Below are 14,163 nucleotides of genomic sequence, written 5' to 3'. Positions count from 1 at the left end.
TGGGCTGTAGTCACGCCTGGCAACTCTGGCTTCTTGTACCAAATTAATTTTTATTGTGCAATTTTAAGCAAGCCATCCGGAAGGCTAAAATAAAAATTGCTAATTAACCCTGCCCGTGCATTAATGGTCTCGTTAGTCCGATCCAATAATAGTTGGACAAGTTGCATGACAATTCTCATAACCAGGCGCTATCGCTGATATCCCCTCCTTTTGAGTCCACACCTTAGCATTATATGTTTATTAGCTTTTATATCACTTCGGAAATGTTCAAATGGAGTCTTTATGTCATCAAAAATTTTAGGTCTGGTTAAGTGGTTTAAGGAAGATAAAGGCTTTGGTTTTATCTCCCCTGTAGATGGCAGCAAAGATGTTTTCGTGCATTTCTCTGCCCTTCAGGGAGAGAACTTCAAAACACTTTTTGAAGGTCAGAAAGTCGAATTTATCATCGTAAGCGGCGATAAAGGCCCTGCTGCTGCGAATGTAACGCTTTGCGATAAATAATATCAGCACACAGCCGCGTTGACGATGATGTTGCTTCTGGCTCGTGGACTGCACAAGCAGTCTACAATCCGATGCTAACTGCTTATAAATCAGTAAAGTGTTATTGAGGTCAGGCGGCCGCGAAAAACATCGTCTCTTCCACTTCTTGTATGAGTATTTCTTCAGAGACGCTGAGAGGATTTAAACAAAGCGCTACAGTAGGGACAGACAAGTTGGGCCCCCTTTTGTATGCGAGTGAAACTGTGCTCTGACTCTTTAGCGCAGTTTGGACATGAACATTTGACTAAATAATTGCGACGAAGTTGCGAGTTTTTACGTCCCGACATAGGCTGCTCCTGAATGAAAAGGATTGCCACCATACACGTTAAGGCAGGATATTGCTTGCTTTTATTTTCCAAAGAGAGCAAAAAATAGAAAGGAGCCACGCTTCTGGAACATTCTTACCTTGCACAATCACAAAGAGATATAGAGTGATATATGAAAAAGGTGATCATTTTTTTAATGCCAACCCCAGCAAAGTCATTATCGTGCTTAAGGGCATAACGTCTGTACGCCAGACATATCCGGATGGTGAAGAAATTAATCTTCAGATCATGACTGCAAGCTTTCCGTCGTTGACGGGAGATCATAATTCTATCTATGTTGCTTCAGACAGGGAACTTACCTCTCAGGAAATATCTGATGCTGCCAAACAATATTTATAATATTTTCTGTCACTAGTCCGGTTAACAACACAGCATTTATTTCACTCAGAATGAGAAAAATTACAATCCATCATTATTAATGCCTGCAAAATGCAGGCTTTTTTACGACATTGCCCTTTAAATTTAACTATTCCGCATAATCGTGCTGTTCACTTTGCTCCCTCTGTTTCCGAAGAAAGTGTATCATCAACCTTCTTCGCTCCTGTGGTGATATGCATGTCCACGCAGGGCTGACGAAGTAAAGCCAGGTTCTTAATTGATTGATTTAGCGGTGCTATCCAATGAAAAAGCTGTTTGTGCAGTTTTATCTCCTGCTGTTTGTCTGCTTTCTGGTGATGACCATGCTGGTCGGGCTGGTCTACAAATTCACCGCAGAGCGCGCGGGCAGGCAATCCCTGGACGATCTGATGAAAAGCTCGCTCTATCTGATGCGTAGCGAGCTGCGAGAAATTCCTCCTCATGACTGGGCGCGCACGTTAAAAGAGCTGGATCTGAATCTGTCGTTTGATTTGCGTATCGAACCCATGAAGGATTTTGACTTAGCGCCGCCTGCGATGCAGCGTCTGCGCGACGGAGACATCGTCGCACTGGACGAGAAATATACCTTCATTCAGCGTATTCCGCGCAGCCATTATGTTCTGGCCGTCGGGCCAGTGCCCTATCTCTATTACCTGCACCAGATGCGCCTGCTGGATCTCGCTCTGCTGGGCTTTATTGCCATTTCGCTCGCTTTACCTGTGTTCATCTGGATGCGACCGCACTGGCAGGACATGCTGAAACTGGAATCCGCCGCACAGCGTTTTGGGGAGGGTCATTTAACTGAACGCATACATTTCGACAGCGGTTCCAGTTTTGACCGGCTCGGTATTGCCTTCAACCAGATGGCCGATAACATCAACGCCCTGATTGCCAGCAAGAAGCAGCTGATCGATGGTATTGCGCATGAACTGCGCACTCCGCTGGTACGCCTGCGTTATCGCCTGGAAATGAGCGAGAACCTCACCGGGGCGGAATCGCAGGCGCTCAATCGGGATATTGGCCAGCTTGAAGCGCTGATTGAAGAGCTGCTGACCTATGCCCGCCTCGATCGGCCTCAGACGGAGTTGCACCTCAGTACACCGGATCTCCCCGTCTGGCTACAGACGCATATTAACGATGTGCAGAGCGTTAACCCTCAGCGAAAACTGCTGACAGCCATTACCCCCGGCGCGTACGGCGCACTGGACATGCGCCTGATGGAACGCGTGCTGGATAATCTGATGAACAACGCCATGCGCTACAGCGAAACGACGCTGCGCATAGGTTTAGATTTGCAGGGAAGCCAGGCGATTCTGTGTGTGGAAGACGATGGCCCCGGCATTGAGCCGGCGGAGCGTGAAAAAGTTTTTGAGCCGTTTGTGCGCCTCGATCCCAGCCGCGACCGGGCTACCGGCGGCTGTGGTCTGGGGCTGGCTATTGTCCGTTCTATTGCCCAGGCGATGGGCGGTTCGGTTCGCTGCGAAGCGAGCGAGCTGGGTGGAGCCCGGTTCGTCTTTAGCTGGCCGATCTATCACAATCTTCCCCTTCCCGTACCTGCCTGACCTAAACCGCACGCTGGCCTGACCCGGCGTGTTATGCTATATCAGTAGTATGTTGTAACTAATTAAGGGCTGCCATGGCAACTTACGATCTCATCGAAAGGCTTAACACCACATTTCGGGAAATAGAGCAGGCGTTACTGACCCTCACGGGGCAACTTCATGACTGCCGCCTGCTGGCCGCCCGCGTCTTTTCCCTGCCCGAGGTGGCGAAAGGCGCGGAGCACGACCCGCTGAACACCATTGAGGTGACGCAGCATATTGGCAAGGCGGCGCTGGAAATGACGTTGCAGCACTTTCGTCGCCTTTTCATCCAGCAGCAGTCCGAAAATCGCAGCAGTAAGGCCGCCGTTCGTCTGCCCGGCGTCATCTGCCTGCAAACGGATGCCGCAACGCGTGAAGGAATTGAGGCGCAGATTACGCATATCAATACGCTGAAAGCCGCCTTTGAGATGATTGTAACCGTTGAGTCCGGGCTGGCGCCGGCTGCCCGTTTTGAATGGGTGCATCGCCAGCTTCCGGGGCTGATCACCCTGAATGCTTACCGCACGCTGACGGTACTGCGCCACCCCGCCACGCTGCGCTTCGGCTGGGCCAACAAGCACATCATTAAAAATTTCACGCGCGATGAGATCCTGGCTCATCTGGAGAAAAGCCTGAAATCGCCGCGAACGGTCGCCCCGTGGTCGCGGGAACAGTGGATTGAACGGCTGGAGCAGGAGTACCACAGCATTGCCTCCCTGCCAGCTGATACCCGTCTTAAAATAAAGCGTCCGGTGAAGGTACAGCCTATCGCCCGCGTCTGGTACGCCGGACAACAAAAGCAGGTGCAATACGCCTGCCCGACGCCGCTGATTGCGCTCTACGATGCCGATCAGGGTGCGGTGGTGCCGGATATCGGGGAACTGCTGGATTACGATGCTGAAAACGTTCAGCATCGCTATAAACCCCAGGCGCAGCCGCTACAGCTGATTATTCCGCGGCTGCACCTGTATGTGGCGCAGTGATTATCTGAGGCTGCCCACCATCGCTTCCGGGCGGACCCAGGCATCAAACTCGGCGTCCGTCAGGTAGCCCAGCGCCAGCGCAGAGGCTTTCAGGGTAAGCCCCTCTTTGTGCGCTTTTTTAGCGATTTCGGCCGCTTTGTCATAACCAATATGGGTGTTCAGCGCCGTTACCAGCATCAGAGACTCATTCAGCAGCTGGCTGATTCGCTCGCGATTAGGCTCAATGCCCACCGCGCAGTGCTCGTTAAAGCTCTCCATGCCATCGGCCAGCAGACGAATCGATTGCAGTACGTTGTGGATCACCATCGGACGATAGACGTTAAGCTCGAAGTTACCCGACGCGCCGCCCATGTTAACCGCCACGTCATTACCCATCACCTGACAGCACAGCATGGTCATGGCTTCGCACTGGGTCGGGTTCACTTTACCCGGCATAATGGAGCTGCCCGGCTCGTTTTCCGGAATGCTGATTTCGCCGATGCCGCAGCGCGGGCCGGAGGCCAGCCAGCGCACGTCGTTGGCAATTTTCATCAGCGAGGCCGCCAGCCCTTTCAGCGCGCCATGGGTATGCACCAGCGCATCACAGGTCGCCAGCGCTTCGAATTTATTCGGAGCGGTAACAAACGGCTGCCCGGTGATCTTCGCCAGCTCTTCGGCCACGCGCACCGCGTACTCGGGATGGGTGTTTAAGCCAGTGCCCACCGCCGTCCCGCCGAGCGCCAGCTCCGCCAGATGCGGCAGGCTGTTGTCGATATGCTTAAGATTGTGCTCCAGCATTGCCACCCAGCCGGAGATCTCCTGGCCGAGCGTCAGCGGCGTGGCGTCCTGAAGGTGCGTACGACCAATTTTAACGATGTCACGGAAGGCCTGCGCTTTCTCGTTAAGCGTAGATTTAAGCACGTTGAGCTGCGGGATAAGCTGCTCGCGGATTGCGATGACGGCCGCCACGTGCATGGCCGTCGGGAACACGTCGTTGGAACTCTGGCTTTTGTTCACGTCATCGTTCGGGTGGACCTTGCGCTCCATGCCGCGCACGCCGCCAAGAAGCTCGCTTGCGCGGTTCGCCAGCACCTCGTTCATGTTCATGTTGCTCTGGGTGCCTGAGCCGGTCTGCCAGATGGCAAGGGGGAATTCGTCGGGATGTTTGCCCGCCAGCACTTCGTCGGCGGCATTGATGATGGCGGTGGCTTTATCGGCATCCAGCAGGCCCAGATCCTGATTGACTTTGGCGGCAGCGCGTTTGGTCAACGCCAGCGCCTGGATTAGCGAGACGGGCATTTTCTCTGTCGAAATGCGGAAATGCTCCAGCGAACGCTGGGTTTGTGCGCCCCATAGCTTGTCGGCCGGGACGTCGATGGCGCCCATGGAGTCTTTCTCGCGGCGATGCATTGTCATTACTTACTCCTTGATAACAAAGATGGGATTGCTCACATGCTTAAGAGATAAGTATTGATGACTTCTGAGAAACGTTATGGCGCTTTGTGCGCTCTTTTTGATGTCGGGTGGCGGCTGCGCCTTACCCGACCTACGAGAATGCAGGCCGGGTAAGCGTCAGCGCCACCCGGCAATTTACAGAATTACTTCACACACGCCGAACACTGGGAAGACTGGATCTGTTTGAAGAAGTCGTTACCTTTGTCATCCACGAGGATGAACGCCGGAAAGTCTTCCACTTCAATTTTCCAGATCGCTTCCATACCCAGTTCCGGGTACTCCACGCACTCCAGGCTCTTGATACTTCCCTGCGCCAGCACCGCCGCCGGGCCACCTATACTGCCGAGGTAAAAGCCGCCGTGCTTATGGCACGCGTCCGTCACCTGCTGGCTGCGGTTGCCTTTCGCCAGCATGATCATGCTGCCGCCGTTGGCCTGCAACTGGTCGACGTAGGAGTCCATACGGCCCGCCGTGGTTGGGCCTAACGAGCCGGAAGCATATCCATCAGGCGTTTTTGCCGGGCCTGCGTAGTAGATCGGGTGATCTTTAATGTACTGCGGCAGCCCTTCGCCGTTGTCCAGGCGCTCTTTCAGCTTCGCATGGGCGATGTCGCGGCCCACGATAATCGTCCCGTTCAGGGAAAGGCGCGTTGAAACCGGATACTGCGAAAGCTGCGCGAGGATCTCTTTCATCGGACGATTCAGGTCCACGCGAACCGCTTCCCCCTCGCCCGCTTTACGCAGTTCTTCAGGAATATATTTGCCCGGGTTGTTCTCCAGCTTCTCGATCCAGATGCCGTCGCGGTTGATCTTCGCCTTGATGTTGCGATCCGCCGAGCATGAGACGCCCATGCCCACCGGACAGGAAGCACCGTGGCGCGGCAGGCGGATCACGCGAATGTCATGCGCGAAGTATTTGCCGCCAAACTGCGCGCCCAGGCCCAGATTCTGCGCTTCGGCCAGCAGTTCCTGCTCAAGCTGCACGTCCCGGAACGCCTGACCATGTTCGTTACCTTCCGTTGGCAGGCCATCGTAGTATTTGGTTGAGGCCAGCTTAACGGTTTTCAGGGTGCTTTCGGCAGACGTACCGCCAATCACAAACGCGATATGGTACGGCGGGCAGGCCGCGGTGCCGAGGGTGCGCATCTTCTCGACCAGATAATTCTTCAGCTTGCCCGGGGTAAGCAGCGCTTTGGTTTCCTGGTAAAGATAGGTTTTGTTGGCTGAACCGCCGCCTTTGGCGATGCAGAGGAATTTGTACTCGTCACCGTCGACGCTGTAGAGGTCAATCTGCGCAGGCAGGTTGGTGCCGGTGTTCACCTCTTTGTACATATCCAGCGCCGCGTTTTGCGAATAGCGCAGGTTGTCTTCGGTGTAGGTATTGTAAACGCCGCGCGCCAGCGCCGCTTCGTCACCGCCGCCGGTCCAGACGCGCTGGCCTTTTTTACCGGTGATAATCGCCGTGCCGGTGTCCTGGCAGGTCGGCAGAATGCCTTTCGCCGCGATATCAGAGTTACGCAGGAATTGCAGGGCAACGTACTTATCGTTCTCACTGGCTTCCGGGTCGCTCAGGATATCAGCAACCTGCTGCTGATGCGCCGGACGGAGCATAAAGGAAGCATCATGGAAGGCTTGCTGCGCCAGCAACGTCAGCGCCTGCGGGTCAACTTTGAGGATCTCCTGCCCTTCAAACTCAGAGACAGAAACGTAATCGCGGGTTAACAGGTAATACTCGGTCTGATCCTGACTGAGGGGGAAAGGATCCTGATAATGGAAGGGTTTATTCGACATTGTTCTCTCACTTACTGCTTCGGTCTGTTTATTCAGGGCAGATGTTCCGCTGCCCGGCTTAAAAGCGAGTCAGCTTATCCTACACAATTTTTTAACAAAAACTGAGACTAGTACGACTTTTTACATCCGCAGGTTACTTCCATTCGGTTTATTGCTTTAATACGCGGAGTTAATTCCACATATGAATCAGGGCTTGATAATGCAAAAACTCATCAACTCAGTGCAAAACTACGCCTGGGGAAGTAAAACTGCGTTAACGGATCTCTACGGTATCGCCAACCCGGACAACCTGCCGATGGCAGAGCTGTGGATGGGCGCGCATCCGAAGAGCAGCTCAAAAATTGAAGATGCCAGCGGCCAGGTTCGCAGCCTGCGTGACGTCATCGACGCCGACAAAGCCGCACTGCTCGGCGATAAAGTGGCGAATCGTTTTGGTGAGCTGCCGTTTCTGTTCAAGGTATTGTGCGCCGACCAGCCGCTCTCCATTCAGGTTCACCCGAACAAAAAAGCCTCTGAGCTGGGCTTTGCCAAAGAAAATGCCGCCGGTATTCCGTTAGACGCCGCAGAGCGTAACTACAAAGATCCTAACCACAAGCCGGAACTGGTTTTCGCCCTTACCCCTTTCCTGGCGATGAATGCCTTCCGCGAGTTTTCCGAGATCATCTCCCTGCTGCAACCGGTCGCCGGGGCTCACAACGCGATCGCCCATTTCCTGGAAAACCCGAACGCAGAAGCCTTGAGCGAGCTGTTTGCCAGCCTGCTGAATATGCAGGGCGAGGAAAAATCCCACGCGCTGGCGGTGCTGAAAGCCGCGCTGAACAGCCAGCAAGGTGAGCCATGGGACACCATTCGCGTAATTTCCACGTTTTATCCGGACGACAGCGGTCTCTTCTCTCCGCTGCTGCTGAACGTGGTGAAGCTCAACCCGGGCGAAGCGATGTTCCTGTTCGCTGAAACCCCGCACGCCTACCTGAACGGCGTGGCGCTGGAGGTGATGGCTAACTCCGATAACGTACTGCGCGCGGGCCTGACGCCAAAATACATCGACATCCCTGAGCTGGTTGCCAACGTGAAGTTCGTGGCGAAACCTGCTGCGGAGCTGCTTACGCAGCCGGTGAAAAACGGCGCAGAGCTGGACTTCCCGATTCCGGTTGACGATTTTGCCTTCTCGCTGCACGACCTCAGCGCAGACGAAACCGCCATTGCACAGGAGAGCGCAGCGATCCTGTTCTGTGTAGAAGGCGAAGCGACGTTGCATAAAGATAGCGAGCGTCTGGTGCTTAAACCGGGTGAATCCGCCTTTGTCGCGGCCAACGAGTCGCCTGTCCAGGTGAGCGGCACCGGTCGCCTGGCGCGTGTTTTTAATAAGCTTTAGGGACTTACTGAATTTTTTAACAACTCTTGCTAAGCTAGTAACAGGCGTTGTAACACCAGGCGGTTTTAACCGCCTGGTTTCATTTTAGGGATAATCGCAATGAAAAAATCGGTCGTAGCGGTAGGAGTGATTGTTGCTTTAGGCGTGATCTGGACGGGTGCTTCCTGGTATACCGGGAAACAGCTGGAAAGCCGTCTGGCAGAGATGATGACGCAGGCAAACAGCGAGATTAAGCGCAGCGCGCCTGAAGCAGGTCTGGAGCTGAGGTACCAGAACTACCAGCGTGGCGTGTTTACCAGCCATATGCAGGTGGTGGTGAAGCCGGTTGCGGGTAATCAGAACGCCTGGCTGAAACCGGGCCAGAGCGTGGTGCTGGATGAAGTGGTCAGCCACGGTCCGTTCCCGCTGGCGCAGTTGAAAAAGTTTAACCTGATCCCCTCCATGGCATCCGCCAGAACCGTACTGGTGAATAACGAGGTGACGAAGCCGATTTTCGATATGGCGAAAAATGAGTCGCCGTTTGAGATCAATACCCGCATCAGCTATGCCGGTGATACGCATTCCGACATCGACCTGAAAGCCCTGAATTACGAACAAGGCACTGACAAAGTCGCCTTCAGCGGCGGTAATTTCCAGCTTGATGCCGATCGCGACGGCAAGAATGTCTCCCTGACCGGCGATGCCGCCAGCGGCCTGGTGAATTCAGTCAATGAATATAACCAGAAGGTTCAGCTTACTTTCAACAACCTTAAAGCCAGCGGCAATAGCCGTATGACCGATTTTGATGAGCGTATCGGCGACCAGAAACTGAGCCTCGATAAGATCGCCATTGCGATCGAAGGCAAAGAGATGGCGGTGCTGGAAGGCATGGATCTGGACGGTAAGTCTGACGTCTCCAAAGACGGTAAAAGCATCAACACCCAGCTGGATTACAGCCTGAAAAGCCTGAAAGTACAGAATCAGGATCTGGGTACCGGTAAGCTGTCTCTGAAAATCGGCAACATTGACGGCCAGGCGTGGCATGAATTCAGTCAGAAATACAGTAAAGAGAGCCAGGCTCTGCTGACCGATGCCGCCCTGCAACAGAACCCGCAGGCGTACCAGCAGCAGGCGATGACGGTGCTGTTTAATAACCTGCCGATCCTGCTGAAGGGCGAGCCGGTGATTACCGTTGCGCCACTGAGCTGGAAAAACGGCAAAGGCGAAACCAACTTCAACCTGTCGCTGTTCCTGAAGGATCCGGCCGCTGCGACCGGCGAACCGCAGACCCTGGCGCAGGAAGTTGACCGCAGCGTGAAATCGCTCGACAGCAAGCTGACCATCCCGATGGATATGGCGACCGAGTTCATGACGCAGATTGCGAAACTTGAAGGGTATGGTGAAGAAGATGCAGGGAAACTGGCAAACCAACAGGTGAAAGGCCTGGCGGCGATGGGCCAGATGTTCCGCATCACGAAGGTGGAAGACAACACCATTTCCACCAGCCTGCAATATGCTAATGGCCAGGTGACGCTCAACGGCGACAAAATGCCGCTGGAAGAGTTTGTCGGTATGTTTGGTATGCCGACGCTGGGCATTCCGGCACCGGCTGAACCGGCAGCGCCGCCGGCAGTACCGCAGCAGTAAACGAAAAACCCCTCGCATGAGGGGTTTTTTATTGCCGGGTGGCGCTGACGCTTACCCGGCCTCCGATCCTGAGCCGTTGCAGGCCCGTGCAAGCAAAGCGTTTACTTCACCGTCACTAACCGCGCAGCCACAATCTGATGCCCGGCCTGCACGTCCGTATTTTCAATGCGCTGCATGATCCTGTCTGCCAGGGTGTACCCCATCTCACGAGCCGGCGTCGTCGCCCAGACGATGGGGAGATCGTCTAATGCATTTTCACCGACATCCGCAAACGCCCCCAGCGCCACCTGATGGCCGAAGAACGTTTCTACCCCGCCCTCACCGCTCTGGCGTCCGGCGCGGATCAAACCGAACCACGCCCCCATCGCAATGACGTCGTTATAGCAAATCACCGCGCTGATCGTCGGGCTGTTGCGAAGCAGCGTGCCGATGGCTTCCGCGGCTTTTTTCTGGCTGGATTCACACTCCACCACCCATTCGCTGTGAAACGGCAGGCCGTATTTGATGAGCGTGGAGCAGTAACCGCCCACCCGCTCGGCACGCGTCAGGGACGAGCTTTTACCGCCGAGCCAGGCGATGCGCTGATGGCCGCGATGAATAAGATGCTCGGTCAGCATTTGCGCGGCCTGCATGTTATCTGGCCGAAGGGTATCGGCTTCGTCGAGATAGCTGGCGCGCGAGGCAAACACCAGCGGTACGCCTTTCTGCGCCGCGCGCTCACACACTTCACTGCCCACGCCGGACGCGCCGGCCACGATCACCCCATCCACCCCTTGCGTCAGCAGCATATCCAGCCTGGAGAGCAGCTGCTCCGGTTCGCGCCCACCGTGGAGCAGGAAAACCATTCGCCCCTGCGCTTCAAGCGACTCGGTAAGCCCGGCGGTCAGTTCTGCATAAAACGGCGACGTGAGGTCGCGAACGATCAGCCCTATCACCCCGCTTTGCCCACCGCGCAGCGCCGACGCCTGGCGATTACGCACAAAGCCTAACTGCTCAACGGCCTCGTTGACGCGCTGACCCGTTGCAGGAGAGATGCGCCCCTTCCCGCTCAATACCAGCGAAACGGTGCTGACGGAAACCCCCGCCGCCAGCGCGACATCGTTGATGGTGATCTTTTTCGCTACAGCCATGTGGTGGCGTGACTCCTTGATAATGAGATCGCTAAAACGTTTTATCAATACGTTATCTTTATACTACCAGTAAAAGCCTGAGAATGTGATTTAGCGCGCACTAAAGTTTGATAAAACGTTTTATCTTCTCGCCCCATCGAGGTCGTTAAATCTCTTTCTACCATTTAAGGAGTCGTTTTATGACGACGAAAGCAGCACAAAAAATATCGCTGTGGGAGTTTTTCCAGCAACTGGGTAAAACCTTTATGCTGCCCGTGGCGCTTCTCTCTTTTTGCGGGATCATGCTGGGGATCGGCAGCTCGTTAAGCAGCCACGACGTCATTACCCTGATCCCTTTCCTCGGAAATCCGGTACTTCAGGCGATCTTCATCTGGATGAGCAAGGTCGGCTCTTTTGCCTTTAGCTTCCTGCCGGTAATGTTCTGTATCGCCATTCCTCTGGGTCTGGCGCGCGAAAATAAAGGCGTGGCGGCGTTTGCGGGCTTCGTTGGCTATGCGGTCATGAACCTTGCGGTTAACTTCTGTCTGACTGCCAAAGGGATCCTGCCCACGACCGACGCGGCGGTACTGAAAGCCAATAACATTCAGAGCGTGATTGGTATTCAGTCCATCGATACCGGGATCCTTGGAGCCGTGATCGCGGGGGTGATTATCTGGATGCTGCACGAGCGCTTCCACAACATCCGCCTGCCCGATGCGCTGGCCTTCTTCGGCGGGACCCGCTTTGTGCCAATCATTACGCTGGTTGTGATGGGTCTGTTTGGTCTGATCATCCCTCTGATTTGGCCGATTTTTGCCATGGGGATCACCGGTATCGGCCGCATTATCAACGGCGCGGGTGATTTCGGCCCGATGATTTTCGGTACGGGTGAACGTCTGCTGCTGCCATTTGGTTTACAGCATATCCTGGTTGCCCTAATCCGCTTTACCGAAGCTGGCGGTACCATGGACGTTTGCGGTCATTCCGTTAGCGGTGCGCTGACCATCTTCCAGGCCCAGCTGAGCTGCCCGACCACTCACGGCTTCTCTGAAAGTGCGACGCGTTTCCTCTCTCAGGGTAAAATGCCTGCCTTCCTCGGCGGCCTGCCGGGCGCAGCGCTGGCGATGTACCACTGTGCCCGTCCGGAAAATCGTCATAAAATTAAAGGTCTGCTGATCTCCGGCGTTATTGCCTGCGTGGTGGGCGGTACGACAGAACCTATCGAGTTCCTGTTCCTGTTCGTAGCGCCGGTACTGTACCTCATCCACGCCGTACTGACGGGCCTGGGCTTTACCGTGATGGCTGTGCTCGGTGTGACCATCGGTAACACCGACGGTAACGTGATTGACTTCGTGGTCTTCGGTATCCTGCACGGTCTGTCCACCAAGTGGTATCTGGTGCCGGTTGTGGCCGCCATCTGGTTCGCGGTTTACTACGGGATCTTCCGCTTCGCCATCACCCGCTTTAACCTGAAAACGCCTGGCCGCGATACCGATACGGCCACCAGCGTTGAACAGGCGGTAGCTGGTACCGTTGGGAAATCCGGATATAACACGCCGGCTATTCTGGCGGCGCTGGGCGGTGCGGATAACATTACCTCTCTGGATAACTGCATCACCCGCCTGCGTTTGTCGGTGGCGGACATGTCCAAAGTGGATACCAACGCACTTAAAGCTAACCGGGCTATCGGCGTGGTACAGTTAAATCAACACAATTTGCAGGTCGTCATTGGCCCGCAGGTACAGTCAGTGAAGGATGAGCTGGCAACCCTGATGCGAACCGTCGAAGCCTGATGCCTCGCCCCCCTCGTCATGAGGGGGTTTTACTTTACGGAGCACCGTCATGTTTGATTTTTCAACCGTCGTGGATCGACACGGCACCTGGTGTACCCAGTGGGATTATGTCGCTGACCGTTTTGGCGCTGCCGACCTGCTGCCCTTCACCATCTCTGATATGGATTTCGCCACCGCCCCCTGCATTACCGATGCGCTGCACCAGCGAATAAACCACGGGGTGTTTGGCTACAGTCGCTGGAAAAATGACGAATTTCTGGCCGCCGTGGCGCACTGGTTCCGGCAACGCTTTAACAGTCAGATTGATACCGAAACCGTGGTGTATGGGCCGTCGGTCATTTATATGGTCTCGGAGCTGATCCGCCTCTGGTCCTCGCCTGGCGACGGCGTGGTGGTCCATACCCCGGCTTACGATGCCTTTTATAAAGCCATCGAAGGCAACCGGCGTACCGTTGTTTCCGTGCCGATGCAGAAAACAGCGCATGGCTGGGAGGGCAATATGGCCGGGCTGGAAGCGGCGCTGTCAAAACCGGAAAACAAGGTGCTGCTGCTGTGTAGCCCGCAAAACCCGACCGGCAAAGTCTGGACGCGGGAAGAGCTGACCACAATAGCGGCCCTGTGTGAACGTTATGACGTAGCGGTGATCAGCGACGAAATTCATATGGACATGGTATGGGGCACGCATCGTCATACCCCGTGGAATGAGGTTGCGCGCGGTAAATGGGCGCTGCTGACCTCGGGTTCCAAAAGCTTCAACATTCCGGCGCTGACGGGTGCCTGGGGGCTTATCGCCGATGACGCCAGCCGTAGCGCCTATCTGAATGCATTAAAAGGTCGGGACGGACTCTCTTCCCCTTCCGTGCTGGCGCTGACCGCGCACATTGCTGCCTACCGACAGGGAGAACCCTGGCTGGACGCGCTGCGGACCTATCTCGAAGAAAACCTGCGCTACATTGCTGACGAACTGAATACTGCATTTCCGACACTCAACTGGCAACCGCCCGAGGCCACCTATCTGGCATGGATCGATCTCAGCCCGCTTGGCATTGATGACAATACGCTGCAAAACGTGCTGATTGATCAGCAAAAAGTGGCCATCATGCCGGGATATACCTATGGGGATGAAGGTAAAGGCTATGTGCGTCTGAACGCTGGCTGTCCGCGTAGTAAGCTTGAACAGGGCGTTCAACGCCTTATCGCCGGCATCAACACTCTGCTGTAAATCATTTGCGCAACGGAATATTCCC

Annotated in this window: 11 protein-coding genes and 1 pseudogene; 8 read left to right on the top strand and 4 right to left on the bottom strand. The window is 55.0% G+C overall.

The annotated features are described in order from the left end of the window. Positions 1 to 282: 282 nt before the first annotated feature. Positions 283 to 501 carry a cold shock domain-containing protein gene (locus KTH07_RS07730; RefSeq protein WP_017384577.1) on the top strand — a complete coding sequence of 73 codons (219 nt, stop codon included), beginning with the start codon at positions 283 to 285 and terminating at the stop codon, positions 499 to 501. A gap of 161 nt (positions 502 to 662) precedes the next feature. Here KTH07_RS07730 and KTH07_RS07725 read toward each other — a convergent pair whose 3' ends face one another. Then, positions 663 to 827: a YnfU family zinc-binding protein gene (locus KTH07_RS07725; RefSeq protein WP_213083756.1), complete on the bottom strand. Its 165-nt coding sequence runs from the start codon at positions 825 to 827 to the stop codon at positions 663 to 665. Between the two features lie 151 nt (positions 828 to 978). On the opposite strand from KTH07_RS07725, the pseudogene KTH07_RS07720 reads away from it, so the two are divergent. From KTH07_RS07720 to tus, 3 genes and pseudogenes are all read left to right on the top strand, one after another. Then, positions 979 to 1,205: pseudogene (locus KTH07_RS07720) on the top strand (hypothetical protein). Between the two features lie 281 nt (positions 1,206 to 1,486). Next, positions 1,487 to 2,785: a two-component system sensor histidine kinase RstB gene (gene rstB, locus KTH07_RS07715; RefSeq protein WP_023303638.1), complete on the top strand. Its 1,299-nt coding sequence runs from the start codon at positions 1,487 to 1,489 to the stop codon at positions 2,783 to 2,785. A gap of 74 nt (positions 2,786 to 2,859) precedes the next feature. Next, on the top strand, positions 2,860 to 3,789 hold the full coding sequence (gene tus / locus KTH07_RS07710; RefSeq protein WP_217310906.1) for a DNA replication terminus site-binding protein: 930 nt from the start codon (positions 2,860 to 2,862) through the stop codon (positions 3,787 to 3,789). On the opposite strand, the gene fumC is transcribed toward tus, so the two are convergent. Both fumC and fumA read right to left on the bottom strand, forming a co-directional pair. Beyond that, positions 3,790 to 5,184, bottom strand: coding sequence for a class II fumarate hydratase (fumC, locus tag KTH07_RS07705; RefSeq protein WP_017693543.1), 1,395 nt, complete (start codon positions 5,182 to 5,184; stop codon positions 3,790 to 3,792). Between the two features lie 182 nt (positions 5,185 to 5,366). After that, on the bottom strand, positions 5,367 to 7,013 hold the full coding sequence (gene fumA / locus KTH07_RS07700; RefSeq protein ID WP_015570656.1) for a class I fumarate hydratase FumA: 1,647 nt from the start codon (positions 7,011 to 7,013) through the stop codon (positions 5,367 to 5,369). Positions 7,014 to 7,212: 199 nt separating this feature from the next. Between fumA and manA the strand changes: the two genes are divergently transcribed. Beyond that, positions 7,213 to 8,388, top strand: coding sequence for a mannose-6-phosphate isomerase (gene manA, locus KTH07_RS07695; RefSeq protein ID WP_032619780.1), 1,176 nt, complete (start codon positions 7,213 to 7,215; stop codon positions 8,386 to 8,388). A 99-nt stretch (positions 8,389 to 8,487) separates the two neighbouring features. After that, complete coding sequence (locus tag KTH07_RS07690; RefSeq protein ID WP_023303635.1) at positions 8,488 to 10,014, top strand: YdgA family protein; 1,527 nt, start codon at positions 8,488 to 8,490, stop codon at positions 10,012 to 10,014. Positions 10,015 to 10,115: 101 nt separating this feature from the next. Here KTH07_RS07690 and KTH07_RS07685 read toward each other — a convergent pair whose 3' ends face one another. After that, the gene (locus tag KTH07_RS07685) at positions 10,116 to 11,144 is read right to left on the bottom strand and encodes a Mal regulon transcriptional regulator MalI (RefSeq protein WP_217310905.1); all 1,029 of its coding nucleotides are present in this window, start codon (positions 11,142 to 11,144) and stop codon (positions 10,116 to 10,118) included. Positions 11,145 to 11,323: 179 nt separating this feature from the next. Here KTH07_RS07685 and malX point away from each other — a divergent pair, with 179 nt between their 5' ends. Continuing rightward, the gene (gene malX / locus KTH07_RS07680) at positions 11,324 to 12,916 is read left to right on the top strand and encodes a maltose/glucose-specific PTS transporter subunit IIBC (RefSeq protein WP_032619781.1); all 1,593 of its coding nucleotides are present in this window, start codon (positions 11,324 to 11,326) and stop codon (positions 12,914 to 12,916) included. Between the two features lie 49 nt (positions 12,917 to 12,965). Next, the gene (locus KTH07_RS07675; RefSeq protein ID WP_032619782.1) at positions 12,966 to 14,138 is read left to right on the top strand and encodes a MalY/PatB family protein; all 1,173 of its coding nucleotides are present in this window, start codon (positions 12,966 to 12,968) and stop codon (positions 14,136 to 14,138) included. Positions 14,139 to 14,163 lie beyond the last annotated feature (25 nt).

This window comes from Enterobacter cloacae complex sp. ECL72, from assembly GCF_019056635.1.
Classification (GTDB): domain Bacteria; phylum Pseudomonadota; class Gammaproteobacteria; order Enterobacterales; family Enterobacteriaceae; genus Enterobacter; species Enterobacter hormaechei_C.
This window is presented reverse-complemented; position numbering and strand designations above follow the sequence as displayed.

Coding starts and splice junctions, on each gene's coding strand:
- KTH07_RS07730 (WP_017384577.1), top strand. CDS start 283: ATGTCATCAAAAATTTTAGGTCTGGTTAAGTGGTTTAAGGAAGATAAA.
- KTH07_RS07725 (WP_213083756.1), bottom strand. CDS start 827: ATGTCGGGACGTAAAAACTCGCAACTTCGTCGCAATTATTTAGTCAAA.
- rstB (WP_023303638.1), top strand. CDS start 1,487: ATGAAAAAGCTGTTTGTGCAGTTTTATCTCCTGCTGTTTGTCTGCTTT.
- tus (WP_217310906.1), top strand. CDS start 2,860: ATGGCAACTTACGATCTCATCGAAAGGCTTAACACCACATTTCGGGAA.
- fumC (WP_017693543.1), bottom strand. CDS start 5,184: ATGACAATGCATCGCCGCGAGAAAGACTCCATGGGCGCCATCGACGTC.
- fumA (WP_015570656.1), bottom strand. CDS start 7,013: ATGTCGAATAAACCCTTCCATTATCAGGATCCTTTCCCCCTCAGTCAG.
- manA (WP_032619780.1), top strand. CDS start 7,213: ATGCAAAAACTCATCAACTCAGTGCAAAACTACGCCTGGGGAAGTAAA.
- KTH07_RS07690 (WP_023303635.1), top strand. CDS start 8,488: ATGAAAAAATCGGTCGTAGCGGTAGGAGTGATTGTTGCTTTAGGCGTG.
- KTH07_RS07685 (WP_217310905.1), bottom strand. CDS start 11,144: ATGGCTGTAGCGAAAAAGATCACCATCAACGATGTCGCGCTGGCGGCG.
- malX (WP_032619781.1), top strand. CDS start 11,324: ATGACGACGAAAGCAGCACAAAAAATATCGCTGTGGGAGTTTTTCCAG.
- KTH07_RS07675 (WP_032619782.1), top strand. CDS start 12,966: ATGTTTGATTTTTCAACCGTCGTGGATCGACACGGCACCTGGTGTACC.